Raw genomic sequence first — 24,515 nt, forward strand, 5'->3', positions numbered from 1 at the left:
AGACCATTTAGAAGTTACAGAGTATTATCCTTATACTTAAGGATCAGGCAAAGCCTAGTAGCAGAAAGCTACTCTAAATCAGTTGCACCTATATTTTCATACAGATGATATCAGAGATATATGGTCTAAATGCTTAATGATAATATAAGAAAATCCCACTAATTAAAAGTGGGATTTTTAAAAATACTTAAAAAAATTAAAAGTTTAGCTCTGCAACACACTCACATCAGCCACAGCAGTAAACAAGTTACGCAACTGAGCTAATAAACGTAAACGGTTTGCTTTTAGGTCAGCATCATCTGCCATCACCATTACGCCATCAAAGAATGCATCAATCGGCGCGCGAAGTGCTGCAAGCTTAGAAAGGGCAGCAGTATAGTCTTTTGCTGCAAGTAATGGCTCAACCACTGGTGTCACTGCTTGAAGCTCAGCAAATAATGCTTTTTCAGCATCTTCAACTAAGTTTGCTTCAACGACAGAACCTTCTGGTGCTGCTTCTTTTGCAAGAATGTTAGCAACACGTTTGTTTGCAGCAGCAAGTGCAGCAGCTTCAGGTAATGTACGGAAGTGGTTAACAGCATTTACGCGCTTGTCAAAATCAAGTGGAGACTTTGGTGCAAGTGCTTGAACAGCTTGAAGTACGTCAACAGCAACGCCTTGGTCTTCATACTTAGCACGGTAACGACCTTCCAAGAATGCAACAGCATCAGCGCGAGTCTTATCGTGATCTTTAACGATGTCGCCGTAACCTTGGAGTGCAAGATTTACTAACTTTTCAATCGTTACATCTAATTCATTTTCAATAATTAAACGTAAGATACCAATTGCTGAACGGCGAAGAGCAAACGGGTCTTTAGAACCTGTTGGCGCTTGTCCAATACCGAAAATACCAACAAGTGTATCTAAACGGTCAGCAAGGGCAATGGTTGTACCAGTTTTGGTTTTTGGTAAAACATCACCAGCAAATTTTGGTAAATATTGCTCACCTAAAGCTTCTGAAACTTCAGTGTTCTCGCCTTCAATACGCGCGTAGTAAGTACCTGCAATACCTTGAAGCTCTGGGAATTCACCTACAAGCTCAGAAGTTAAGTCGCATTTAGCAAGTAATGCAGCTTTTTCAGAATCGGCTGGGTTTGCACCAGTGATTGAAGACAATGCAACAGCAAGTTTAGCAATACGTGTTGATTTGTCCCAAAGTGTACCAAGCTGTGCTTGGAATACCATGTTTGCTAATTTTTCTTTACGAGATGCAAGCGGTTGCTTTTGATCTTGTAAGAAGAAGAACTCAGCATCAGACAAACGAGGGCGAACAACTTTTTCATTACCTTCAATAATTTGAGTCGGGTCTTTAGACTCAATGTTTGAAACAGTAATGAAGTAAGGCTGTAATTTACCTTCCGCATTGATCAAACAGAAATACTTCTGGTTGTCTTGCATCGTCGTAATAAGTGCTTCTTGAGGAACAGCAAGGAAGCGCTCTTCAAAGTTTGCACGTAAAGCTACAGGCCATTCAACGAGGCTTGTTACTTCATCAAGTAAGTCACGTGGAACAATAGCGGTTGCGTTAACTTCATCAGCTAACTTTTTAACTTGTTCTTGAATGGTTGCTTGACGTTTTTCAAAGTTCGCAACAACGTAAGCTTTTTCCAAAGCAGCCAAGTAATCATTTGCATGCGCTAAAGTCACAGCCTCAGGTGCATGGAAACGATGACCATAAGTCACATTACCAGCTTTGTGATCTTGAATAGTTGCGTCAATAATTTGGTCATCTTTGAGTAAAAGAACCCATTTCACTGGACGTACAAATTCGGTACGGCTTGCAGCAGAACGCATACGCTTAGCAATTGGTAAATTGTCTAATGCAGTTTGTAAAATCTGTGGAAGTAAAGCATCAAGGCTTTGACCTTTTACATCTTTTAAATAGCAAACTTTTTCAACTTTACCTGCTTGGAAAGTAGAAAGCTGATCAACAGTAATGCCTTGACCACGCATAAAGCCTTCGAGTGCTTTAGTTGGTTTACCTTCTGCATCGTAAGCCGCTTGAACAGCAGGGCCGTCAAAACGTTTTTGTGTATCAGCTTGTGCAGCATCGATATCTACAATTTTAAGCGCTAAACGACGTGGAGCTGCATAAGCTTCAATTGCTGCAAAATTTAAGCCAGCATCTTTTAAGCCTTTTACCGTCTCTGCCTGTAGTGCATCACGTAAAGTTTTTAAGCTTTTTGGTGGAAGCTCTTCACAGCCAAGTTCGAATAAAACAGTATGTTTGCTCATTAGTTTTTCTCCGCCTTTGCTGCTTCACTTTCAGCTTGTGCTTTTAGCTGTGCCAATACTTCATCACGTAAGTGTGGTTCTGCCATTGGGAAGCCAAGCTCTGCACGTGCTTGTACATAACTTTGTGCGATAGCACGCGCTAAAGTACGTACACGTAAAATGTAACGTTGACGCTCAGTCACAGAAATTGCGCCACGTGCATCAAGTAAGTTAAAGGTATGAGATGCTTTAACAACTTGCTCATAAGCAGGAAGAGAAAGTTTTGCTTCAATTAAACGGTTTGCTTCTGATTCGTAAAAATCAAATAGTTCAAATAGTTTTTCAACTGGAGCGTATTCAAAGTTATAAGTTGATTGCTCAACTTCATTTTGATGGAATACGTCACCGTAAGTCACAGTACCAAATTGGCCTTTAGTCCAAACAAGGTCATAAACCGAGTCAACACCTTGAAGGTACATGGCAAGACGTTCTAAACCGTAAGTGATTTCACCTGTTACTGGGTAACACTCAACGCCACCTACTTGTTGGAAGTAAGTGAACTGAGTTACTTCCATGCCGTTAAGCCAAACTTCCCAACCTAAGCCCCAAGCACCGAGAGTCGGAGATTCCCAGTTGTCTTCTACGAAACGGATGTCGTGAGTAAGCGTATCAATCCCGATTGCTTTTAAAGAATCAAGATATAGCTGTTGGATGTTGTCTGGGTTTGGTTTAAGTACGACTTGGAACTGGTAGTAGTGTTGCAAACGGTTCGGGTTTTCACCATAGCGGCCATCTTTTGGACGACGTGAAGGTTGAACGTAGGCAGCATTCCAAGTCTCAGGCCCTAAAGCACGTAAGAATGTTGCGGTGTGGAATGTTCCAGCGCCCATTTCCATGTCGTAAGGTTGTAAAACGACGCAGCCTTGTTCGGCCCAGTAGTTTTGTAGGGCAAGAATTAAACCCTGAAATGTATCAATATGCGAGATGGCGCGACTCATGTAGCATCCACGAATTTATGAGAAAAATTGCCCCTAAGTATAAGGATTTTGTGGGGGAGTGGCAAAGGCTAGTTTGGGAATTTCAGATTTGATTGTTTAGCTGCTTTTTTACAGTTCTGAGTAGTAAAACCCAATATGTAATAGCGAAAGTTAGAGAAAAATAACTGAAGAAAATGATCATTTCTATTGGGGCGAATTCTAAACACATTAAACTAAGGAGTAACGTAGTAAGTAGGATCGCACTAACATTAATTGAGAAAAAATTTATGAAATTATACTTTTGCAGGAAGAGTTGAAATAGATAAGCGGGAACAAATGCGAGTATGTAATAAGTCATTGCAACCATAAAAAGCATCAATGGCATATTCACAGCAGTTTTTAGAATTTCTAAAGTGAACCCTTCATATAGCATCATGCTAAAGATCCATAGAAACCAAGCAGGTATAAATAAGTAGAGTGGGACTTTTAAAAGACTATATAAAATTTGGTCTTTATTGGGATCTAAATTTTGAATGAAAATTTTAAAATTAGATTTTTTCATATAAATCAATATGAGTCTGATTCTTATAACTATGTATAGCATGAATAAAATTTAATGTATTTAAGAATGCGATCAAATCAAAATGTCTAATTAATATATTCCAGCTTATAAGGATTTTAGATTTAATTGGCAGCGCGTTCATTCAATGTTTATGTTCTGCGCTTTGAACTTGGACTGATAGAAAAATATTACAGAATTTTTGTTATATTAAAGCATATTAAAAATTATAGAATCGAGAATTAATTATGTTGAAATTTTGCTGCAAACTTATTGTTTTATCCAGCCTTTTTTGTAGTCCATGGCTGTATGCGCAGACGGAAGCTGATGAGCAAGATGAATATAGTCAATGTGTAGATCAGACCATTAAAGAAATGCAGCTTGAGAGCATTAACAACATGGTCGTACATAGCTGTTCTGAACAAGCTAAAAAGACTTATGAAGAAAAAATTGTTGCTCTCATTGATCAAATCCGTACACAAAGCGAAGAATACAAACAGCCAGAACGTTATCAAGATATTTTAAAATCTCAGCGACTTTGGAAAGCTTATGTAGATCAGGAGTGTAATAATGCAGGCTCATATATTGGCTCACCGATGTATTCATATTGTCCAATGCAAGAATATGCAGCGCGCGTAAAACAATTAAAAGAATACGTTAACTAAGCTAGATTATTTTAAACGTCACCTCATGACGCCGAGCGTACTCCACTGGATTAAATTTAAGAATGCAAAATGATATTTTTTAAACGATGCCATAAATGAGTCGTTTGATATGTCTGATCGCATTCGAGAAAAACTACAAATTCTTGCAGATGCTGCTAAATATGATGTGTCTTGTTCATCAAGTGGCAGTGACCGTAAAAATAAAGACAAAGGTCTGGGTGATGCCAGTCATTCAGGGATTTGCCATAGCTATACCGAAGATGGCCGCTGTGTTTCACTCTTAAAAATTCTATTTAGTAATGTATGTATTTTTGACTGTGCCTATTGTGTTTCACGCCGCTCTAATGACGTCCAGCGTGCAGCATTTACAGTGCAAGAGGTGGTGGACTTAACCATTAACTTTTACCGCCGTAATTATATCGAAGGCTTATTTTTAAGCTCAGGCATTTTTAAATCGGCCGATCATACGATGGAACGGATGCTTCAAGTTGTGAAAAAGTTACGCCTAGAAGAAAATTTTAATGGCTATATTCATCTAAAAACTATTCCGGGAGCATCGCCTGAATTGATTCATGAAGCAGGTTTATATGCTGACCGTATGAGTATTAATTTAGAGATGCCGACCGAAATTGGACTAAAAACTTTTGCACCAGAAAAATCCCATCAAGAAGTACAAAAAGATTTAGGACTCGTACGTGACAGACTGATCCAGCTTAAAGATGAACGTCAAATTATTAAACACGTACCGAAATATGTGCCAGCAGGGCAAACCACTCAAATGGTGGTGGGTGCTCATCAAGAGTCTGATCAAGATGTCTTGTTTATGGCAGACAAGCACTACAAAGAATTTAAACTTAAACGCGTCTATTTTTCGGGTTATATCCCAATTAATACCGAAAATAATCACTTGCCAGCAGTTGGTTCTGCACCACCTTTACTTCGGGAAAATCGGCTGTACCAAAGTGATTGGCTCATGCGATTTTATGGTTTTCAGGTCAATGAAATTGTAAATGAAAAATTCCCGAATTTAGACTTGGATGTAGACCCGAAACTAAGCTGGGCTTTAAGGCATCCAGAGCAATTTCCAGTCGATTTAAATCATGCGGATTATCAAATGATTTTGCGTGTACCGGGGATTGGGGTGAAATCGGCCAAGAAAATTGTTCAGGCTCGTCGTTTTGATAAAATCCATATCGATTTACTTAAAAAGTTAGGTGTCGCTTATCAGCGGGCTAAATTCTTTATTCGCTGTGAAGATAGTCCGAAATTCCAAAAAGAGTTATCTACAAGCTTTATTAGACAACAGATTTTAACGCAGGGTTCATCGAAATATGTGAAGCAGCTTTCGCCACAATTAAGCCTTGGGTTCTAGCCGTGTTTAATGATGAGGTCGCTTATTATTTTGATGGTTCAATGGTGGGGCTACTGAGTTGTGTTTTTCGTGCATTTCAATTCAAAGAATTACAGGTCAAACTCTGTTTGAATGATGCAGCTCAACATGGCTTATTCGCCGATAAAATTGAGATTTCAAGTAACGAGCAACATGCAGAACGTGTTTGGTCGGCACTACAAAAAAAGCTTTCATCCGCTTCGTTAAGACAGTTTTATTTTGCCTATTTATCTGAATCTTTAGATGCCTATCAGCATCTATTTAACTACTGTATTTATGTGTTTAGTAGTCATGTTTCTGTAGAGAAAGATTATTCAAATCCTAGTGTTTTAGCAATTGCACAGTGGACGAAAAAGGTCGGGCGAGAGAAGCATCGAATGGAAGCTTTTATTCGATTTAAAAAAACTAAAGATGAGCTTTTTCTAAGTTTGGTTCGACCTGATTTTAATGTTTTACCACTGATTCAGCCCCATTTTAAAAGACGTTATCAAGATCAGCGGTGGTTGATTTATGATGAGCAACGTAAGTTTGGTATTTATTATGACTTAAGAGAAGTACATGAAGTTTCACTCGAAGCCTCTGAAGTCGACCATAATTTAAAAAATGGAATGAGCCAAAGCTTTCAGCTTGAGCTAGATGAGCAAGAAGTCTTGTATGACCAGCTTTGGAAGGATTATTTTAAAAGTATTAATATTGCGGAGCGTCAAAATATAAAACTTCATGTGCAATATTTACCAAAACGGTACTGGCGTTACTTAAATGAAAAATTGATTGAATATTAAGGCATTAAAATAATAAATATTATTTTTAAGACGTTTTATTGTTGTTTAAAGATATAATTTAAATGCACTTTATAGGACTTTGAGCGTATACTTTTGCCCGTTATAAATGACGGCATATCCCCAAAGGTGTACTGTGAGTGTTATACAGCGAGAATGGTTACAGATTTTAAAACCAAATTTTAAAGTTTTACCTTTAAAAGAACGGTTGCTTTGCGGTATTGGAGCACTGTGTGGTTTAGCAATTTCTTCCTTAATTAGCTGGTATGTTCTAGGTGGAATTAATGCTTGGTACATTGCACCCATGGGTGCTTCGTCAGTTCTCTTATTTGCCGTGCCAACCAGTCCATTGGCTCAACCATGGAATGTGCTTGTCGGTAATACTCTTGCTGGAATTATCGGCGTCGCTTGCGCACAATGGATTCCTGATTTAACCACTGCTTTTAGTGTGGCTGTGGGCTTTGCCATATTTTTGATGATGACCACAGACTCTTTACATCCACCGAGCGGGGCAGTCGCGATTACGGCTGTCTTGGGTGGTGCAGCAATTCATAAATTAGGCTTTTATTTCATCTTTTATCCAGTTTTACTCAACTCATTACTTTTACTCGGGTTTGCGATCTTTTTTAATCGATTAATTGGACGGCATTATCCAGTTACTGCTCATCTTAATGATCGTAGTAAAGATCCGACACCCACTCAAAAAGTATCAATTCAACCTAAAGATATTGAATATGCTTTAGATCATCACACTGAATTGCTCGATATTAGCCAATACGACCTAGAAAAAATCATTTTAGATGCTCAGGAACATGCTAATGAACGCATGATTAACCAATATACCTGTCAGGATATTATGAGTCGTGATGTGATTAAGTTACATGAAGATGATGATATTCATCAGGCACTTGATAAATTCAAGCAGGGTAATTTAATGAGTTTGCCTGTAGTAAATGCAGAAAATCATTTAGTTGGCACTTTGGCTTTATATGAAGTCGTTGAATGGTTTAAAGGAGCGACAGATCCAAGAAACTCTTGGCAGCATTATGTGAAACAGATTATGAGCCATAGAGTAGTAACTGTAGGACCAACTCAGCCGATTCAAGACCTTACGCCTTACTTTGTTGAAAAGTCGTTTAACTATATTCCTGTGGTTGAAGAGCGGAAGTTGATAGGAATGATCAGCCGTGCAGATATGATTGCTGCGTTACAACAACAGTTGAACCGTAAAATATAAGCTATAAAAAAATAGGCAAAAAAAAGCTACGGTTGATTAGGGGATGCAACCGTAGCGACCAAAATTAATTAACGTGTTTGTTCTTCGTGTACAGTTCGAACGGAGGTACGATAGCCTTCAATATGTTCTGGCTGTTTTTTCGGAATGACTAACCATAAAACTAAATAAACTAAAATTCCTGGAAAGGCCGCACTCATAACTGAGATCAAAACAAAAATGATGCGTAATAAAGTCACGTTCCAACCAAAACGTTCAGCAATACCACCCATTACACCGGCGATCATGCTGTGTCGGTTCGAGCGATATAAACCAGAACTGGCCATCTAATTCTCCTTAAAGATAAATAATTACAAGAAGCTATTGTGCTCTTGCTTAATAAAAATATGGAGACGAAATAAAGGGTTTAAAGTCCTCTTAAAAGTAAAATGGTTAAAATATGTAAAGGATTGGGATGAAGGAAACCAACATCAATTAAAATGCACCTTTTCAGGGCTTAAAGGTTTATGGCAGCAGTTGGCTAGTGCCTGAAGTCAATCTAAACATGGCTATTGCTGTTAACTGTGAATAATGTATATGTCTTTGAAGCGGTCTAGGTTTTTAGTTAAGCATTTGGTTGTAGTAGCCGTGATGTGCTTGACACTTAGTGCTTGCGATATAAATCATACCAACTCACAAGATCACTCTAGTGCAAGCTCTAATTCTACTCACGAAGAAAATTTAATAAAAAATAGTACATCTACAAAAACATTAGACTATGTGGCGGGACGTACTTTTTTACCTGAAGAAAATTTAGATCAAACCAAAAAATTAAGCGCACTTTCATTGCAATATGTAGGGCGATATCACACCCGAATTTCATGTAAGGATGCTTTTGCCGATTGTGAATCTGGAGAAGCAGAGTACATTTTAAATTTATTACCCAACGGATCGGCTTATTGGAATGTTATTCATTTTGGCCGTGTGGGAAGTAAAGATGGGGCTAAAAGCGCCGCTGTAAATGAATTATGCCCTTCTTTAAACTGGAAGGTAGATAAAAGAGAGCATGAGTTAACCATTGAATGTCCTTTATCTAAAGTTAATTTTTATTTTAATTTTGATTCAAACAAAAGATTGGTGATGAATCTAGAAAAAGTGTTTTATAGTGATTATGGTAAAAATCGTGAATTTTTAGAGCAAAACTATTTTGTTCCAAACCAGTCTTATGTTTTAACTAAAGAATAAATATTAAATTTTTACTTGAATAAAAAAAGAGCGCAATATGAATTGCGCTCTTTTTGTTTCACTATTTAAAAATCATTAGTAGTCGAAGCTAAAGTGTTCAACTGGTAATGATGTTAATGTGCGAGAGCTGGTTACCATTGACTCTGCATGACCTTGGGTACGAGGTAACATACGGTCAAAGTAGAAGTCTGCGACTTTGATTTTTGCTTTATAGAATTCAGGTGTTTCTGCACCGTCACCTGCTTCAAGTTTCTCAGAAGCGATGACTGCTTGCTGTGCCCAGAAGTAAGCCATCATCACATAACCAGAGAACATCAAAAAGTCTACAGAAGCAGAAGATACGATGTCACGGTCTTTACGCGCAGCAAGCATGATACGAACAGTTAAAGTGTTCCACTGAGCACAAAGCTTAGTTAAATCCCAAGCAAAACGACGTAAGTATTTATTACGTGCGTGCGTAGCACAGAATTTTAAGATTTCAGCAGTGTAGTCACGAACTACTTTGCCTTTTGAGCTAAGCAATACTTTACGACCAATCAAGTCAAGGGCTTGAATGCCTGTTGTACCTTCGTATAGTGTTGAGATACGAGCATCACGAGCGATTTGTTCCATACCCCATTCTTTGATGTAGCCATGACCGCCGTAAACTTGCATACCGTTGTTTGTAGCTTCTAAACCAAGTTCAGTTAAGAAACCTTTCAAAATTGGTGTATAGAAACCAAGTTTGTCATCATATTCTTCATAAGCAGTTTGGTCGCCACGAGTTAATGCATCTGTCATTTTGTCTGCAAGTTTTGCAGCATGATAGATCATTGAACGACCACCTTCGGCAATTGCTTTTTGAGTCAACAACAGGCGACGTACGTCAGCATGGTGAATGATTGCATCTGCAACTTTGTCTGGGTCTTTTTTACCAGAAAGGGCACGCATAGACATACGATCTTTCGCATAAGGTAGCGCACCTTGGAAAGATAACTCGGCGTGTGCAATACCTTGAACAGCAGTACCAATACGTGCTGTATTCATGAAGGTAAACATTGCATGTAGGCCTTTGTTAACCTCACCGATTAAATAACCAGTTGCATTATCAAAGTTCAATACAGCAGTTGCAGAAGCTCGGATCCCCATTTTGTGTTCGATTGAACCACAGGTCACAGCATTACGTTCACCGATACCACTATCAGCAGTAGGGATGAATTTAGGCACGATAAATAATGAAATACCACGAGTACCAGCAGGCGCATCTGGAAGACGTGCAAGCACAATGTGAATAATATTTTCAGTTAAGTCATGTTCACCGGCAGAAATGAAAATTTTTGTACCAGAGATTTTATAAGTGCCATCTGCTTGAGGTTCAGCTTTAGTTTTAACTTGTCCCAAGTCTGTACCACATTGAGGCTCGGTTAAGCACATTGTGCCGCTCCAAGTTCCTTCAACAAGTTTAGGCATATAGGTTTGTTTTTGCTCATCGGTACCGAATTGCAAAATGGTGTTCATACAACCTGAACTTAAGCCAGGGTACATTGTAAATGACCAGTTTGCAGTACCCATCATTTCTGATTTAATCAGATTTAATGACATTGGTAGGCCTTGACCACCAAATTCTTCTGGATAAGAAAGACCTTGCCAACCGCCCATTACGAACTGGTCATAAGCTTCTTTAAAGCCCTTAGGTGTAGTTACTTCGCCGTTGTCAAAATGGCAACCTTCTTCATCACCAGATTGGTTAAGTGGCGACAATACGTTTTCACAATAATCAGCCGCACCTTCAAGAATCATATCAACTGTATCTGGGTCTGCATTTTCACCATTCGATAAAGTTTTATAGTGAGCAGGATAATCTAATACTTCATTCATTAAGAAACGAATATCGTGTAGCGGAGCTTTATATGCTGGCATGGCTTTAATCCTAATTTTGAATCATTGTGGGATTATCTGAATCGATGATTTGATTATTCACTCACTTGATAAAAATACAATGATAATCACATCTGAAAGAAGTGTCAGAAAAGCGAATTTTGTCGAAAATAAATACACCTGAAAATACATTTTCTGCTACATTCAGGACTTATACTTTTATGTGAAATAACAACTATTTTATATTTTTAGCAAGTTTTGCTAAAAATATAAAGCTATAAGGTTTTAAAAAGGTTATGCATTTAAAATATCTCAGTTTATGTTTATTTAGTTTGGGTTTGACCGCGTGCGCGCAGCATAACCTACGCCCGTCAGTGCCATCTGCCAACCTAGATCAAAAAGTCATTCAGGGTATGAATGCAATGTATGAATACCCAAGCTATGACTACCGTGGGCATTTTAAAGTTAATGTTGATTCAAATCAGCCCAAGAAAGTAAGCACTGTAGAGAAAACGGCTCAGCTTGATGCGGAAGTGCAAAAAAAAGTAGATCAATATTTACGTGAACAAAAAATTAATTTGAATAAAAAACAGAAGCAGGCACTTTATGCTGCAATTGCAAATGAGCAATCTGTTTCGGGTGTATCTAGTGAACCACGTTCAGAAAAAGTAAATGCCGTATTAATTAACTTATTAAATGATCTCCAATTTAGTTACGATGGCTCAGTTCATTATCGTCAAAAAATGGGGTCTCTAAATCTCACTGCACGATATGAAAAACCGACCTTGTTGGTGCAGGCAAAATTGCCAATGGTACTTGATCTGAAAGACTATAAATTTTACGTCAATTATTTCGGATTAATGCCTTATCTGGTTAATAAAGATAATCAAAATAACTTGGCGTATGTCGATTTTTCAAAGTATAAAAATCTGTTTACAAACGTCGATATGAAGAAGTTTGTTGAATATGCTAAGGCTTCTAGTGCGGTATCTTATCGTTTGGCTGAACCACAAAATTTACAGCGTTTATCCATTACCGATGCTGACCGCAAAGCGGGAATTGTAGAAAAAATTCGTTTAAAAGATACGGTTGAAGAATTATTGTTGCAATCGGAACTCTATGGTCAAGTCAATGAGAAATATTTGCAAAAAAATGTTTTAGGGTTTGATGACCAAAAGATTGCTGAATCTATAGCAACTGAACCGACAGCTTCGGAAGCTAAGAAAAAAGCGGATGGTGCAAAGAAACAGAAAGTTTCTTCTGAAGATGCAGCAGCAGTTAGCCAACAACTTTATTCACTGATTAATGCTCACTTTGGCAATACATTGGCTTCTGAGGAGGGTGATGAAGAACAAGGAAGTGCAACACAAGAAGCAGCGGCAGGCGAGGCTTCTGATTCAGCTCATGCTGAAGATGCTGCTGTAGCAGATGCCGAGCCAACTGCGCAAGATGAAGACGTAGCTACACTTACACAAGAGCAGTGTCTTGAATTACAAACTCTTAAGAAACCAGTCGCATTAGGTGATATTAATTACTGTCAAATTTACGATATTGATGTGCTTGATCGTAGTGCTGTAAATACCGAAAAAAATCAGATTAAAGCTCGTCGAGCTGCACTAAAACAAACTTTTGCAGCTTATGATCAGAGCCAGTTTGTGAATGATGACGCATTCAAAGCTTTGTGGTTAAAACATAAAGCAGAGATTGAACAGGCTTTACCAAAACAAAGAAATCCAATTACGATTGATGTTGGACTTGATGAAAAAGGCCGTTTAGTCAACGCAGATTACGATATTGCTTATACACCTACTGAATTTAACCATCGCTTTAATATTAAAGCAGACATGCAAATTCTGAATTATGGTAAAGCAACTTCAATTGATCAACAGCAACTTAAACAAGCTAAGTCAGTCGCAGAAGCAAGTAAGGGTTCTTTATTTGAAAACTTCGTAAAAGGTTTCAGCGAAAAACTTGGCCAGAGTGATGTTTCTGAACATCCAGTTGGCTCACATAGCGATGTACAAGATCTAGATTCGAGTTTGGCTCTATTGGCCGATAAAACCTATGATGCGACACGTGCCTATGACAAAACGTATAAAGCTGTGTTTATTGCAAAATTGACTGCTGAAAAGCCGTCATATATTAATTATTATTCAGTCCAACAGTTGCAAGAAATTGCCGAAGTTTATGCTTACTGGTTCTCTGAAGAAGAAACCTATAATCCTCAAGGTAAGGCTTTAGAGCGTATCGAGGCATTGCAGAAAAAACATCATCTTGAGCAAGAAGACCAATTTGATAATAATTTAGGTCGTGCTGTAGACCATATTGTGATTACAACAATACAAGGTAAGGCAGGGCGTGAAGCATGGCAAAAATTACAGCAACAATATAAGCAGCCTGAGCAGCTTTTCTCAAAAAAATATCAATTAGAATTTGAACAGAAAAATGGTGCTTCTGCTGAAGAAAAACCATTGTTGTCACAAACGGCTGATATTTTAGGGAAGGTGTATGTTGCTGCACGTAAACAGCAGCTTACGGGAAAAACAATTCAGAATTTAAAACCTGAACATAATGAGTTTATTGATTATGAGATTTTCCGAGATGTTTATAAGCAGATGGTTACAGCTAAAAAATAATAGATGAGCCAAAAAAAGAACCTACTTTAAGTAGGTTCTTTTTGTTTTACAGAAAATCTTTTAATTCAGGTCTTACACCATTCCAGATAGAAAAAGATTCAATGGCTTGACCGACTAACATACCAAAACCTTCAGAATATGGCACATTGCGTTGTTTAGCTTGCTCAAGAAAGCTAGAGGGTTTGCCATAAGCCATTTCGTAGGCATATTTAAATTCTAAATTTTCTGGTAATTGTAATGCATCACCAGAGAGGCTTGCAGATGTTGCATTAATGACAATATCGAATTTCCCTTCTAGGTCATTTAAAGCAACTGCTTGTAATTGAGCTTGCGGAACTGCTGATTCTAAGTCTGCTACAAGTTGTTCAGCACGAGCTAGAGTACGATTTGCAATCACAATCTTCTTTGCACCGGCCTGTACAAGTGGATAGATTACCCCACGAGTTGCGCCACCAGCGCCTAAAATTAAAATAGTAGTATTTTCTAGCTTCCAATCTAAAGCTTGAATCGCGGCGACTAAGCCTTGCCCATCAGTATTGTCGCCGTGTAGCTTGCCGTTTTGCATCCATAAAGTATTGACCGCTTTCGCAATTTGAGCACGCTCGGTTAACACATCACATAGGGCGAAAGCTTGCTCTTTAAACGGAACAGTAACATTCATGCCAATTCCGCCTTCAGAGAAGAAATTACGCATGCTGGGCTCAAAACCATCGAGTGGTGCGAGACGCTTGCTGTATTTCAGGTCAACACCTGTTTTTTTTGCGAAAGCATGGTGTAATTCAGGAGAGCGTGATTGTTCGATCGGGTTGCCAATTACTGCAAACTGTTTGGTCATTCTTATATCCAAAATTTTAAAATGGCATGAAGCAGATAAAACCTATACTGAATATTCAGTAGGCCTCACTATAAGACAATTTGAAATAAGAAAAAATATTTGAATAGAAACAATAGTGTTGAAAATAAAAAAGGAGATTCTTTAGGGTGGAAGCCAAAGAATCTCCGAAAAGCAAGAAATTAAGCGACTTTTTCTTTTAGATTTAACCAGTCACGTGGTTTTAGGTAATAGTCGGTGAGACGTTTTTCTGGCGAATCTTCATCCCATTCAGGACGATATGACCAACCTGCAAGATTAGGTAAGCTCACTAAAATAGATTCGATACGTCCACCTGTCTGTAAGCCAAACAATGTTCCGCGGTCATAGACTAAGTTGTATTCGACATATCTGCCACGACGGTAAAGCTGGAACTCTCGTTGAGCTTCGGTATAAGGTTGTTCGCGGTGTTTTTCAAAAATTGGTAGGATTGCATTTAAATAACCATTACCTACAGCCTGAATATATTTAAAGCAGGTTTCAAAATCCCATTGATTTAAATCATCAAAAAATAAACCACCGACACCACGTTGTTCATCACGATGTTTTAAATAGAAATAGTCATCACACCATTTCTTATGTTCCGCATAAACATTGCTACCAAAAGGCTGACATAGGTCATAAGCAGCTTGATGCCAATCAATAACATCTTGTTCATCTGGATAGAACGGTGTTAAGTCGAACCCGCCACCAAACCACCAAATAGGGTCTTGTCCTTCAGGCTCTGCCACAAAGAGACGTACATTGGCATGAGAAGTGGGAATATTGGGGTTTTTAGGGTGAATGACTAACGACACGCCAAGCGCTTGAGCTTTAGCACCCGCAATTTGAGGGTGACGTTCTGTTGCAGAAGCGGGAAGTTTGCTAATGTTGATGTGAGAAAACATCACACCACCTTTTTCAATCACTGTTCCATTTTGTAGAACACGTGAACGGCCACCGCCACCTTCAGGGCGTTCCCAATCATCAATAATGAATTCACCCGTACCGCCGCCATTTTTTTCTTGTTGTTCTAAACCAGCACATATACGGGCTTGTAAATCGAGGAGAAATTCGCGGACACGTTGAATATCTGTGGAAGTCGGATGTTGCATAGTGACCCTCAAAGATGATTGAGATAGGAGATAGATACATCAAAACACAAAACCATAAAAAAAGTAAGGGATTTTTGAGAAATGTCTCAAAATCCCTTACGATTACTTTTTTTAATTTTTTGGGGATTTAAAAATCATCTTTTTGGTAAAGGTGATCCATGCGTTCACGTTTAGTTTTTAAATACTGCTCATTAAAAGGGTTGCGTCCAACCGTTAAAGGAACGCGGTCAACCACATTAATTCCTTGATCCTTGAGTGCCTGAATTTTCAAAGGATTATTAGTAATTAATTTAACTTCTTTCACCGCTAAGTGATCTAGCATGATGCTACACATGTCGTAACGACGTGCATCAGCAGGTAAATTTAAAAGTAAATTCGCATCTACGGTGTCATGACCTTGATCTTGTAAAGCGTAAGCGCGAATTTTATTGGTAAGTCCAATTCCACGGCCTTCTTGACGTAAATATAAAATAACGCCTTGCCCTGCCTCGTTAATGAGCTTTTGAGTTGCCTGTAATTGCGGGCCGCAGTCACATTTTAATGATGCAAAGGCATCACCTGTTAAGCATTCTGAATGAACACGGACCAAAACAGGACCTGTGGGTGGATTTTCTAATCCTTTAGAAAGTGCCACATGTTCTTCACCTGATACTGGATCTTGAAACACAGAAATATTGAATTCACCAAAAGCGGTCGGAAGTTTTGATGTTGCAATGAACTCTATAGGCACAGATTAACTCATCTTTTAACCGAAAACGGTTTAAAGTATAGCGTAATGCTGGGAGATTGGTCGAATTGTCATAATGATTTTGCGAATGAAGGTTTTCTTTTTTGTATAAAGAAGACGATAATAGTTGATAAATAGTCAGATTATTCAGGATAATCTGCCAACCATACCCATACTGTATGAGAGACTGCTCTGCATGACCTCGTTCGCAAATGTGGCTGATTGAAGGTGACTTCATTCGATTGTATGATCGACCCATTTTGACCCAGCTTAGGATTTGCCAGGCTTATAAAGGCTTTGCCACATATGTTGTATACCGAAATTCCAACTCAACGCCCTGTTACGCCATTGTTAGATGCAATTGATCATCCTCAACAATTACGTCAGCTCGAGCATAGTCAATTGGTTCAAGTGGCTGATGAGTTGCGTCAATATATTTTATATGCAGCAGGCCAGAGTGGTGGCCATTTCGGTGCTAATCTCGGCGTGGTTGAGCTGACTGTTGCGCTGCATTATTGTTTTAATACTCCAAATGACCGATTAGTTTGGGATGTAGGACATCAGGCGTATCCGCACAAAGTCCTGACAGGTCGTCGTGAACAAATGACGACGATTCGTTCTAAAAATGGTTTAGCAGCATTTCCAGCCAGAGAAGAATCAGTTTTCGATACATTCGGTGTAGGACATTCATCAACAGCAATTTCAGCTGGTCTGGGAATGTCGTTAGCACGTCGTTATCAAAACGATCCATGTGAAGTCGTTTGTATCGTGGGTGATGGTGCAATGACAGCAGGTATGGCATTTGAAGCCATGAACGATGCTGTTGCACATAATGCCGATTTAATTGTTGTACTCAATGACAATGACATGTCAATTTCTTGTAGTACAGGTGGTTTTGCTAAACATTTGGCCGCAATTTGGGAAAAAGGCCATTTAGTTAACGTTAATGAAGATGGCGAAGCATATATACAGCCACATCCAAAATGGACGTATAACTCGCGTTTGCATCAATCAGCAACAGATGCTGCAGATAATTTATTTAAAGCAATTGGTTTTGATTACTTTGGTCCATTTGATGGGCATGACGTAAACCAACTGGCTCAAGTATTTAATGCTCTAAAGAAGCGTAAAGGGCCACGTTTAGTACACGTCTACACTAAAAAGGGTAAAGGTTTTATTCCTGCAGAAGCAGATCCGATTACCTATCATGCAATTAGCAAAATTAATGCAACCTCAGCAGGCAAAACACCACCTAAATATTCTGATGTATTTGGTCAGTGGTTATGTGATGAGGCGGCGCAAGATGAGCGTCTACTCGCGATCACACCAGCGATGTGTGAAGGCTCAGGCATGGTTCAGTTTGCTAAAGAGTTTCCACAGAGATTTTTTGATGTTGCGATTGCTGAACAGCATGCTGTAACACTTGCAGCAGGAATGGCTTGTGAAGGTTTAAAACCTGTTGTTGCAATCTATTCGACGTTCTTGCAGCGTGGTTACGATCAGCTTATTCATGATGTTGCATTACAAAACCTTGATGTGACTTTCGGGATTGACCGTGCAGGTTTGGTTGGTGAAGATGGTCCAACTCACGCAGGTGCATATGATTATGCATACATGCGTACAGTTCCAAATATTGTGATCATGGCGCCAAAAGATGAAAATGAATGCCGTCAGATGCTTCATACAGCCTACGCTTACAATGGACCAGCAGCAGTACGTTATCCACGTGGTGCAGGAGTAGGCGTTGAGATTCAGCAAGAGTTGACCGCTATTGAATTAGGTAAAGCTGAAATCGTTGCTGAAATAAAGACTGGCCGTGAAGAGCAGATTACAATTTTGGCATTTGGTAGCCGAGTAATGGTTGCTATAGAGGCTGCTGAACAATTTGCACAAAAACATGATGTGGGCGTGCGTGTTGTAAATATGAGGTTCGTGAAACCTTTAGATGAAAAAATTATTCGTGGCTTAGCTGAACATACTCATTTATTTGTAACGGTTGAAGAGCATGCCGTTATGGGTGGCGCAGGTAGCGCTGTCAATGAGTTCATGGCTCAAGAACAAATTGTGAAACCTATCATTAATTTAGGCTTGCCAGATTTGTTCTTACAACAGGCTTCACACGGACAAATGCTGCAAGACTGTGGGTTGGATGCTAAAGGTATTTTGAACTCAATTGAGAAAGTTTGGCTCAAGTTAAACCAGGTCGTTTAACCCTCAATAAAATTTTTGAAACATTTTCCCCCTAAAAGCGCATATATTTGCTAAAATATCTGCGCTTTTATGCATTATTCTTTGTCAAAATCTTCAAATTTGTCTAGTGGGTGTTCAATGGAACCTATGGTGGTTATGGCTGCGCGTGCGGCTCAAACAGTTGGTCAAGAGCTTTTAAAAGCGCATCAAAATCGTCATAAACTCGATTTACAAGTTGAAGAGAAAGGCATTGATGGGCCGGTAACACGTGTAGATCGTTATTTAGAACAGTTAGCGATTGATACGTTACGTAAAAGTTATAAAAACCATAGCTTCTTAGGTGAAGAGTTTGGTTTGCAAGAAGGCAAAGGCCATGATGCAGAGTGGTGCTGGGTAATTGACCCGCTTGATGGCACACAAAACTTTATTAATGGTTTCCCTCATTTCTGTATTTCTATTGCAGTTCAGCATAAAGGTGTGACTCAACACGGCGTAATCTATGATCCAGTGCGTGATGAGTTATTCTCTGCTAGCCGTGGTCGCGGTGCAGTGATGAATCAACGCCGTATTCGTGCCAACGTAAAAGATACTTTAGAAAATACTTTCTTGGCCGTAGGTCACCCTTACCGTGCTAAACGTGCTGGCGAAATCGTATCTTATGCAGAGCAGCACTTCGCATCTTTATTAGCGGTTACTCAAGCTGGTGCACAAATCCGTCGTGGCGGTTCAGCTGCTCTAGATTTAGCATATGTAGCTGCTGGTCGTTTTGATGGTTTCTTTGAGCTTGGTTTAAAGCCATGGGATATTGCTGCTGGTGAACTTATTCTTAAAGAAGCGGGTGGTGTAGTTGTTGACGCACGTGGCGGTAATAACTCATTTGAAAATGGTCAAGTACTTGCATGTTCGCTTAAACTGCTAAAACCTTTAATGCAAACTGTTGTTCCAGCTTGGGATAAAGCTGCAAAATAATTTAGTTTGTTATAAATAAAACCCTCTTTAATCAGAGGGTTTTATTTTTTAAGTAAAGAGTAAAATTACATTAATTTAAGAAATATGAACAAAGTTGATTAAAACAGGTGACTTTTAAATTATTTCTGCTATAATCCGCCAACGCACTTAAATTTCCGTTCATTACCTGAACATTCTGTTCTATTCATTGTAAGCGCACGCTGTCCATAGAGAGGACCATTACTTGCGCCCCAATCGCTCAGCGATTCTTCAGGTTCGGCCGTAATCAAGCGTGCGTTTAGTCCACATCGTCGTTACTCGGATTGCTGCTGAAAAAAACGTTCAGCTAATTTTGCTTTGCCGCTTTTTGCCGATGTCTATTTTTTTGTATTTATTAAAAATGGAGCACCCACAAGGGTGAAACTCTCTATGAGCAAAACTTTTGCCGAATTTTCTTTGCATGAAACCTTACAACAAGCGCTTGAAGGTTTAGGTTTTACTGCCCCGACTCCTGTGCAAGAACAAGCAATTCCTGCTGCTTTAGAAGGTAAAGACCTTCTCGTATCAAGCCAAACTGGTTCTGGTAAAACAGCTGCATTCTTACTCCCAACATTAAATGCTTTAGCTGGTCAAGAGACTGTTGTACCGTTCAAAGACCGTATGAAAGCAGTGACTCAACCGAATATCTTGGTAATTTCACCAACTCGTGAATTGGCACAGCAAGTAAGTCAAGACGCAATTGCACTTGTACGTCACATGAAAGGTGTTCGTATTGCTGCAATTATGGGCGGTATGCCATTTGCAAAACAAATTCAACAATTAAAAGGCGCGCAAGTTGTTGTTGCAACACCTGGTCGTTTACTTGACTTGGTGAATCGTCGTCAAATTAAATTAGATCAAGTAGATGCTTTAATCGTTGATGAAGCGGACCGTATGCTTGACCTAGGTTTCTCTGAAGACCTAGAAGCAATCAGCGAATTAGCTGCTAACCGTAAACAAACATTAATGTTCTCTGCAACATTTGCTGATCGTATCATTCGTCTTGCATCATGCATGATGAAAGATCCTATGCGTATCGCAATTGAAACAGGTCATTCAACCAATACAGATATTACGCAAACATTGCATTGGACTGATGGCTTTGAACATAAGAAAAAATTACTTACCCATTGGTTAAGTGATGAAAACTTAGATCAAGCTGTTGTTTTTGCTAGCACGCAAGAAGATACAGATATGTTGGCAGAAGAACTTGCTGAAGCAGGTCACTCTGTTGTTGCACTTCATGGTGCAATGCCACAAACAGTTCGTAACCGTCGTTTACGTAGTATTCGTGAAGGTCGTGCAAAAATCTTAGTTGCAACTGACGTTGCTGCTCGTGGTCTTGACGTACCGACTATTTCTCACGTAATTAACTTCGGTCTTCCAATGAAGCATGAAGATTATGTACACCGTATTGGTCGTACTGGTCGTGCTGGTCGTACTGGTCAAGCAATTACTTTAGCGACTTATCGTGAACGCGGTAAGATCCGTGCACTTGAAGAATATTTAGAAGCGCGTTTAAGTGTTTCTGAAATTGAAGGCTTAGAGCCATCTCCACCTCCTGCTCGTTCAGGTCGTGATGGCGGTGGTCGTGGTCGTGGTGGTAATGGCGGTAGCCGTGATGGTCGTCGTAGTGGCGGCGGTTTCGGTGGCGGTCGTCGTTTTGAAGGCGAAAGCAACTTCAAACGCCGTGAAGGTGGTCGTGATGACCGTCCACGTCGTAGCTTCGATGACAAACCACGTGGTGAGCGTCCAGCGTTTGGTGGTGAAGATCGTCCGCGTCGCGAGTTCAATTCAGACCGTCCACGTCGTGAAGGCGGTTTTGAAGATCGTCCACGTCGTGAGTTCAGTTCAGATCGTCCACGTCGCGAAGGTGGTTTCAATGATAAACCGCGTTTTGACTCGAATGATGACAACCGTGGTAACCGCGTAGATTATAAACCACGTCGTGAAGGTGGTTTTGGTGACCGTCCAAAACGTAGCTTTGGTGGTGAAGATCGTCCACGTCGTAGCTTTGATGACAAACCACGTGGCGAGCGTCCAGCGTTTGGTGGTGAAGATCGTCCGCGTCGTAGTTTTGATGACAAACCACGTGGCGAGCGTCCAGCATTCGGCGGTGATGATCGTCCAAAACGTAGCTTTGGTGGTGAAGATCGTCCACGTCGTAGTTTTGATGACAAACCACGTGGCGAGCGTCCAGCATTCGGCGGTGAAGATCGTCCGCGTCGTAGCTTCGATGATAAACCACGTGGTGAACGTCCAGCGTTTGGCGGTGGTGATGATCGTCCAAAACGTAGCTTTGGTGGTGAAGATCGTCCGCGTCGTAGCTTTGATGATAAACCACCGCGTCGTAAATTCGACCGCTAATCAATATTTAGTTTGAAAAAAGGCCAGTAAAAATACTGGCCTTTTTTATTTTTCAGTTTTGTTATAAACTAACAAAATGTGAATTGGTTCAATTTTTTATTAAATAATGAGTAGAAATAAGCGAAAACTAACAATAATGGCGCAATTGAAGAACCTTTTGGTCCAGCATGGTTTGCCTTATCTTTTTATTGCACTTATTTTGTGTAATGGGGTTTATTTCGCCTACGCTTTTATAAATGGAAGTTCTGTTGAGCAATTCCAGGCTTTTGAGTTGACCTCTTTTTACGAATATACTTCTTCTATTTCTATAAAATAAGTTAGATTTGCTTTTGTCAAAATTACAACAAGTTTGCTAATTTTCAGTGTTATAGTATGCGTGCATAAAAGTGCAGGAACGATTGCCATTATGAATAATAAAACTCCTCTCTCGGCTCAACCGCTTATTGAAGTGAAAAACTTGAGTTTTAATCGAGGGGAACGCGTCATTTATGACAATATTAGTTTAAATATACGTCGAGGCCAGATTACGGCCATTATGGGACCTTCTGGTACAGGTAAAACAACTTTATTACGTCTGATTGGTGGACAGCTCGTTCCAGATCAGGGGGAAGTTTTACTCGACGCTAAAGATATTGCCAAAATGTCTCGTCAGGAACTTTTTTCCGCCCGTGCACGTATGGGAATGTTATTTCAGAGTGGAGCTCTATTTACGGATATGTCCGTTTATGAAAATGTGGCGTTTCCAATCCGAGCGCATACTAAGCTTCCTGAAAATCTCATTGCTGAACTGGTTGCATTAAAACTTGAATCAGTGGGTCTACGTGGTTCTGAGCAATTAATGCCGACAGAACTTTCGGGTGGTATGAATCGTCGTGTAGCATTGGCTCGCGCGATTGCACTTGATCCAGATTTAATCATGTACGATGAACCTTTTGCTGGTCAAGATCCGATTGTAAAGGGTGTTTTGACACGCTTAATTCGTTCATTACGAGAAGCATTAAATTTAACAACAATTATTGTTTCGCATGATGTCGCAGAAACATTATCGATTGCTGACTACATTTATGTGGTGGCAGAAGGAAAAATTCAGGGAGAGGGTACACCTGAAGAATTGCAAAATAATGCTTCTCCATTTGTACACCAATTCTTAACAGGTTCGGCAGAAGGACCGGTTGAATACCAATTTAGTCATCAAGCCTATTTAAATAACGAGGTTCGTCCATGAATACGATTGCCTGGTTAGGTAGACTCGTTATTGAGCGGATTCGAGGGATTGGTGTTGCGGCACTAATGCTCTTACAGATTGTTTTTTCTTTTCCTTCATCTGGTGGATTTGGACGCTTCATTTATCAAATGCATCGGGTAGGGGTAATGTCTTTGTTGATTATTACCGTTTCGGGCCTATTTATTGGTTTGGTACTGGGTTTGCAAGGATATTCAATCTTAGTAAATATTGGCAGTGAATCAATGCTCGGCACAATGGTGTCGTTAACATTATTGCGCGAGTTGGCTCCCGTAGTTGCAGCTTTATTATTTGCTGGCCGCGCAGGTTCAGCATTGACCGCAGAAATTGGTTCCATGAAGCAAAGTGAACAGCTTGCCAGTATGGAAATGATCGGGGTTGACCCATTAAAACAAATCGTCTCACCGCGCCTTTGGGCGGGGATGGTCAGTTTACCGATGCTATCTGTCATTTTTGCTGCGATTGGTATTGTGGGCGGCAAAATGGTAGGTGTCGATTTTCTTGGCGTCGATGAAGGCTCATTCTGGAGTGGAATGCAAAACAACGTGCAATTTGGACATGATGTTGTAAATGGCGTTATTAAAAGTATTGTGTTTGCTTTGCTATGTACATGGATTGCGGTATATCAAGGATATGCATGTGATCCAACTCCAGAAGGAATCGCGACTGCAATGACGAGAACAGTTGTATATTCTTCATTATGTGTTTTAGGTTTTGATTTCGTGTTGACTGCGGTCATGTTCGGAGGGATTTAATGAAATCACGTAGTAGTGAACTGGCCGTTGGTATCTTTGTTATCATCTTCGGTATTGCGTTGTTTTTTTTAGCGATGAAAGTCAGTGGTCTTGTCGGTACGAACTTAAATGATAGTTATACCATGAAGGCTCAGTTTGATAACGTCAATGGGCTAAAGCCTCGTGCTAAAGTAACAATGAGTGGTGTTACAATTGGTCGTGTTGATTCAATTACGCTTGATCCGGTTACGCGTTTGGCTACCGTAACTTTCGGTTTGGATGGAAAATTGACAAGTTTCAATTCTGAACAATTAAAAGAAGTTCAGAAAAATGCACTGGAAGAGTTGCGTTATAGTTCAGATTATACGCAGGCTTCTCCAGAGCAACAAAAAGCAATGGAACAGCAACTGACCAGTAACATGAACTCCATCACTAGTATTGATGAAGATGCTTATATAATGGTAGCAACGAATGGTTTGTTGGGTGAGAAATATTTGAAAGTCGTACCAGGCGGTGGTGTCAACTACCTGAAACGAGGTGACACGATTTCAAACACTCAAGGAACTATGGATTTAGAAGATTTAATTAGTAAATTTATTACGGGTGGCGGGGCTGGTAAAGTTGCTGCCGGTTCAGGCTCAACAGAAGCAAGTGCTCCTGCAAGCACTAATAAAGATAGTGCACAAGCATCATTTGTTGAGTAAAAGATTATTTGAAGGAGTGGTTCC

The 24,515-nt window shown here is 39.7% G+C and carries 20 protein-coding genes; 13 read left to right on the forward strand and 7 right to left on the reverse strand.

The window, feature by feature from the left end:
- Positions 1-204: 204 nt before the first annotated feature.
- Both glyS and glyQ read right to left on the reverse strand, forming a co-directional pair.
- Positions 205-2,274 carry a glycine--tRNA ligase subunit beta gene (glyS, locus tag I5515_RS15220; protein ID WP_199968290.1) on the reverse strand — a complete coding sequence of 690 codons (2,070 nt, stop codon included), beginning with the start codon at positions 2,272-2,274 and terminating at the stop codon, positions 205-207.
- Positions 2,274-3,251, reverse strand: coding sequence for a glycine--tRNA ligase subunit alpha (gene glyQ, locus I5515_RS15225; protein ID WP_002044989.1), 978 nt, complete (start codon positions 3,249-3,251; stop codon positions 2,274-2,276). Before glyQ ends, glyS begins: the two co-directional genes overlap by 1 nt.
- 786 nt (positions 3,252-4,037) lie before the next feature.
- Between glyQ and I5515_RS15230 the strand changes: the two genes are divergently transcribed.
- The 4 genes from I5515_RS15230 to I5515_RS15245 all read left to right on the forward strand — a co-directional run bounded on the left by I5515_RS15230 (position 4,038) and on the right by I5515_RS15245 (position 7,860).
- Positions 4,038-4,454, forward strand: coding sequence for a lysozyme inhibitor LprI family protein (locus I5515_RS15230; protein WP_199968292.1), 417 nt, complete (start codon positions 4,038-4,040; stop codon positions 4,452-4,454).
- Between the two features lie 109 nt (positions 4,455-4,563).
- On the forward strand, positions 4,564-5,826 hold the full coding sequence (locus I5515_RS15235; protein WP_199968294.1) for a putative DNA modification/repair radical SAM protein: 1,263 nt from the start codon (positions 4,564-4,566) through the stop codon (positions 5,824-5,826).
- A gap of 2 nt (positions 5,827-5,828) precedes the next feature.
- Positions 5,829-6,626, forward strand: a complete 798-nt coding sequence (locus tag I5515_RS15240) for a TIGR03915 family putative DNA repair protein (RefSeq protein ID WP_199968296.1) — start codon at positions 5,829-5,831, stop codon at positions 6,624-6,626.
- Between the two features lie 133 nt (positions 6,627-6,759).
- Positions 6,760-7,860, forward strand: a complete 1,101-nt coding sequence (locus I5515_RS15245) for an HPP family protein (protein WP_199968298.1) — start codon at positions 6,760-6,762, stop codon at positions 7,858-7,860.
- Between the two features lie 68 nt (positions 7,861-7,928).
- Here I5515_RS15245 and I5515_RS15250 read toward each other — a convergent pair whose 3' ends face one another.
- The gene (locus I5515_RS15250) at positions 7,929-8,183 is read right to left on the reverse strand and encodes a PspC domain-containing protein (protein ID WP_199968300.1); all 255 of its coding nucleotides are present in this window, start codon (positions 8,181-8,183) and stop codon (positions 7,929-7,931) included.
- Between the two features lie 250 nt (positions 8,184-8,433).
- On the opposite strand from I5515_RS15250, the gene I5515_RS15255 reads away from it, so the two are divergent.
- Positions 8,434-9,081 carry a hypothetical protein gene (locus I5515_RS15255; RefSeq protein ID WP_199968302.1) on the forward strand — a complete coding sequence of 216 codons (648 nt, stop codon included), beginning with the start codon at positions 8,434-8,436 and terminating at the stop codon, positions 9,079-9,081.
- 75 nt (positions 9,082-9,156) lie between these two features.
- Here the strand turns inward: I5515_RS15255 and I5515_RS15260 are convergent, their stop codons facing one another.
- Positions 9,157-10,980 carry an acyl-CoA dehydrogenase C-terminal domain-containing protein gene (locus I5515_RS15260; protein ID WP_199968304.1) on the reverse strand — a complete coding sequence of 608 codons (1,824 nt, stop codon included), beginning with the start codon at positions 10,978-10,980 and terminating at the stop codon, positions 9,157-9,159.
- Between the two features lie 254 nt (positions 10,981-11,234).
- Here I5515_RS15260 and I5515_RS15265 point away from each other — a divergent pair, with 254 nt between their 5' ends.
- The gene (locus I5515_RS15265) at positions 11,235-13,574 is read left to right on the forward strand and encodes a hypothetical protein (RefSeq protein WP_199968306.1); all 2,340 of its coding nucleotides are present in this window, start codon (positions 11,235-11,237) and stop codon (positions 13,572-13,574) included.
- Between the two features lie 46 nt (positions 13,575-13,620).
- On the opposite strand, the gene aroE is transcribed toward I5515_RS15265, so the two are convergent.
- The 3 genes from aroE to ribA form a co-directional block, all read right to left on the reverse strand.
- Positions 13,621-14,409 carry a shikimate dehydrogenase gene (gene aroE, locus I5515_RS15270; protein ID WP_199968308.1) on the reverse strand — a complete coding sequence of 263 codons (789 nt, stop codon included), beginning with the start codon at positions 14,407-14,409 and terminating at the stop codon, positions 13,621-13,623.
- 179 nt (positions 14,410-14,588) lie between these two features.
- Positions 14,589-15,539 carry an oxygen-dependent coproporphyrinogen oxidase gene (hemF, locus tag I5515_RS15275; RefSeq protein ID WP_199968309.1) on the reverse strand — a complete coding sequence of 317 codons (951 nt, stop codon included), beginning with the start codon at positions 15,537-15,539 and terminating at the stop codon, positions 14,589-14,591.
- Between the two features lie 127 nt (positions 15,540-15,666).
- Entirely contained in the window at positions 15,667-16,269 is a 603-nt protein-coding gene (gene ribA / locus I5515_RS15280; RefSeq protein WP_003653698.1) for a GTP cyclohydrolase II, read from the reverse strand.
- Positions 16,270-16,572: 303 nt separating this feature from the next.
- On the opposite strand from ribA, the gene dxs reads away from it, so the two are divergent.
- From dxs to I5515_RS15315, 7 genes are all read left to right on the forward strand, one after another.
- The gene (gene dxs, locus I5515_RS15285; protein ID WP_199968310.1) at positions 16,573-18,477 is read left to right on the forward strand and encodes a 1-deoxy-D-xylulose-5-phosphate synthase; all 1,905 of its coding nucleotides are present in this window, start codon (positions 16,573-16,575) and stop codon (positions 18,475-18,477) included.
- A 117-nt stretch (positions 18,478-18,594) separates the two neighbouring features.
- Complete coding sequence (locus tag I5515_RS15290) at positions 18,595-19,425, forward strand: inositol monophosphatase family protein (protein WP_199968315.1); 831 nt, start codon at positions 18,595-18,597, stop codon at positions 19,423-19,425.
- A 408-nt stretch (positions 19,426-19,833) separates the two neighbouring features.
- On the forward strand, positions 19,834-21,810 hold the full coding sequence (locus I5515_RS15295; RefSeq protein ID WP_199968324.1) for a DEAD/DEAH box helicase: 1,977 nt from the start codon (positions 19,834-19,836) through the stop codon (positions 21,808-21,810).
- Between the two features lie 106 nt (positions 21,811-21,916).
- Complete coding sequence (locus I5515_RS15300) at positions 21,917-22,126, forward strand: hypothetical protein (protein ID WP_199968326.1); 210 nt, start codon at positions 21,917-21,919, stop codon at positions 22,124-22,126.
- 90 nt (positions 22,127-22,216) lie between these two features.
- Positions 22,217-23,035 (forward strand): ABC transporter ATP-binding protein, encoded by an 819-nt coding sequence (locus tag I5515_RS15305; protein ID WP_199968328.1) that lies wholly within the window; start codon positions 22,217-22,219, stop codon positions 23,033-23,035.
- Positions 23,032-23,808, forward strand: a complete 777-nt coding sequence (gene mlaE, locus I5515_RS15310; protein WP_199968330.1) for a lipid asymmetry maintenance ABC transporter permease subunit MlaE — start codon at positions 23,032-23,034, stop codon at positions 23,806-23,808. The genes I5515_RS15305 and mlaE overlap by 4 nt, the downstream gene beginning before the upstream one ends.
- On the forward strand, positions 23,808-24,491 hold the full coding sequence (locus I5515_RS15315) for an outer membrane lipid asymmetry maintenance protein MlaD (RefSeq protein WP_199968332.1): 684 nt from the start codon (positions 23,808-23,810) through the stop codon (positions 24,489-24,491). Before mlaE ends, I5515_RS15315 begins: the two co-directional genes overlap by 1 nt.
- Positions 24,492-24,515 lie beyond the last annotated feature (24 nt).

Origin of the sequence: Acinetobacter calcoaceticus, assembly GCF_016508255.1 — a bacterium.
Taxonomy (GTDB): domain Bacteria; phylum Pseudomonadota; class Gammaproteobacteria; order Pseudomonadales; family Moraxellaceae; genus Acinetobacter; species Acinetobacter calcoaceticus_E.

Excerpts from the sequence above, each read along its gene's own strand:
- glyS (WP_199968290.1), bottom strand. The coding sequence starts at position 2,274 with ATGAGCAAACATACTGTTTTATTCGAACTTGGCTGTGAAGAGCTTCCA.
- glyQ (WP_002044989.1), bottom strand. The coding sequence starts at position 3,251 with ATGAGTCGCGCCATCTCGCATATTGATACATTTCAGGGTTTAATTCTT.
- I5515_RS15230 (WP_199968292.1), top strand. The coding sequence starts at position 4,038 with ATGTTGAAATTTTGCTGCAAACTTATTGTTTTATCCAGCCTTTTTTGT.
- I5515_RS15235 (WP_199968294.1), top strand. The coding sequence starts at position 4,564 with ATGTCTGATCGCATTCGAGAAAAACTACAAATTCTTGCAGATGCTGCT.
- I5515_RS15250 (WP_199968300.1), bottom strand. The coding sequence starts at position 8,183 with ATGGCCAGTTCTGGTTTATATCGCTCGAACCGACACAGCATGATCGCC.
- I5515_RS15255 (WP_199968302.1), top strand. The coding sequence starts at position 8,434 with ATGTCTTTGAAGCGGTCTAGGTTTTTAGTTAAGCATTTGGTTGTAGTA.
- I5515_RS15260 (WP_199968304.1), bottom strand. The coding sequence starts at position 10,980 with ATGCCAGCATATAAAGCTCCGCTACACGATATTCGTTTCTTAATGAAT.
- I5515_RS15265 (WP_199968306.1), top strand. The coding sequence starts at position 11,235 with ATGCATTTAAAATATCTCAGTTTATGTTTATTTAGTTTGGGTTTGACC.
- aroE (WP_199968308.1), bottom strand. The coding sequence starts at position 14,409 with ATGACCAAACAGTTTGCAGTAATTGGCAACCCGATCGAACAATCACGC.
- hemF (WP_199968309.1), bottom strand. The coding sequence starts at position 15,539 with ATGCAACATCCGACTTCCACAGATATTCAACGTGTCCGCGAATTTCTC.
- dxs (WP_199968310.1), top strand. The coding sequence starts at position 16,573 with ATGTTGTATACCGAAATTCCAACTCAACGCCCTGTTACGCCATTGTTA.
- I5515_RS15290 (WP_199968315.1), top strand. The coding sequence starts at position 18,595 with ATGGAACCTATGGTGGTTATGGCTGCGCGTGCGGCTCAAACAGTTGGT.
- I5515_RS15295 (WP_199968324.1), top strand. The coding sequence starts at position 19,834 with ATGAGCAAAACTTTTGCCGAATTTTCTTTGCATGAAACCTTACAACAA.
- I5515_RS15300 (WP_199968326.1), top strand. The coding sequence starts at position 21,917 with ATGAGTAGAAATAAGCGAAAACTAACAATAATGGCGCAATTGAAGAAC.
- I5515_RS15305 (WP_199968328.1), top strand. The coding sequence starts at position 22,217 with ATGAATAATAAAACTCCTCTCTCGGCTCAACCGCTTATTGAAGTGAAA.
- mlaE (WP_199968330.1), top strand. The coding sequence starts at position 23,032 with ATGAATACGATTGCCTGGTTAGGTAGACTCGTTATTGAGCGGATTCGA.
- I5515_RS15315 (WP_199968332.1), top strand. The coding sequence starts at position 23,808 with ATGAAATCACGTAGTAGTGAACTGGCCGTTGGTATCTTTGTTATCATC.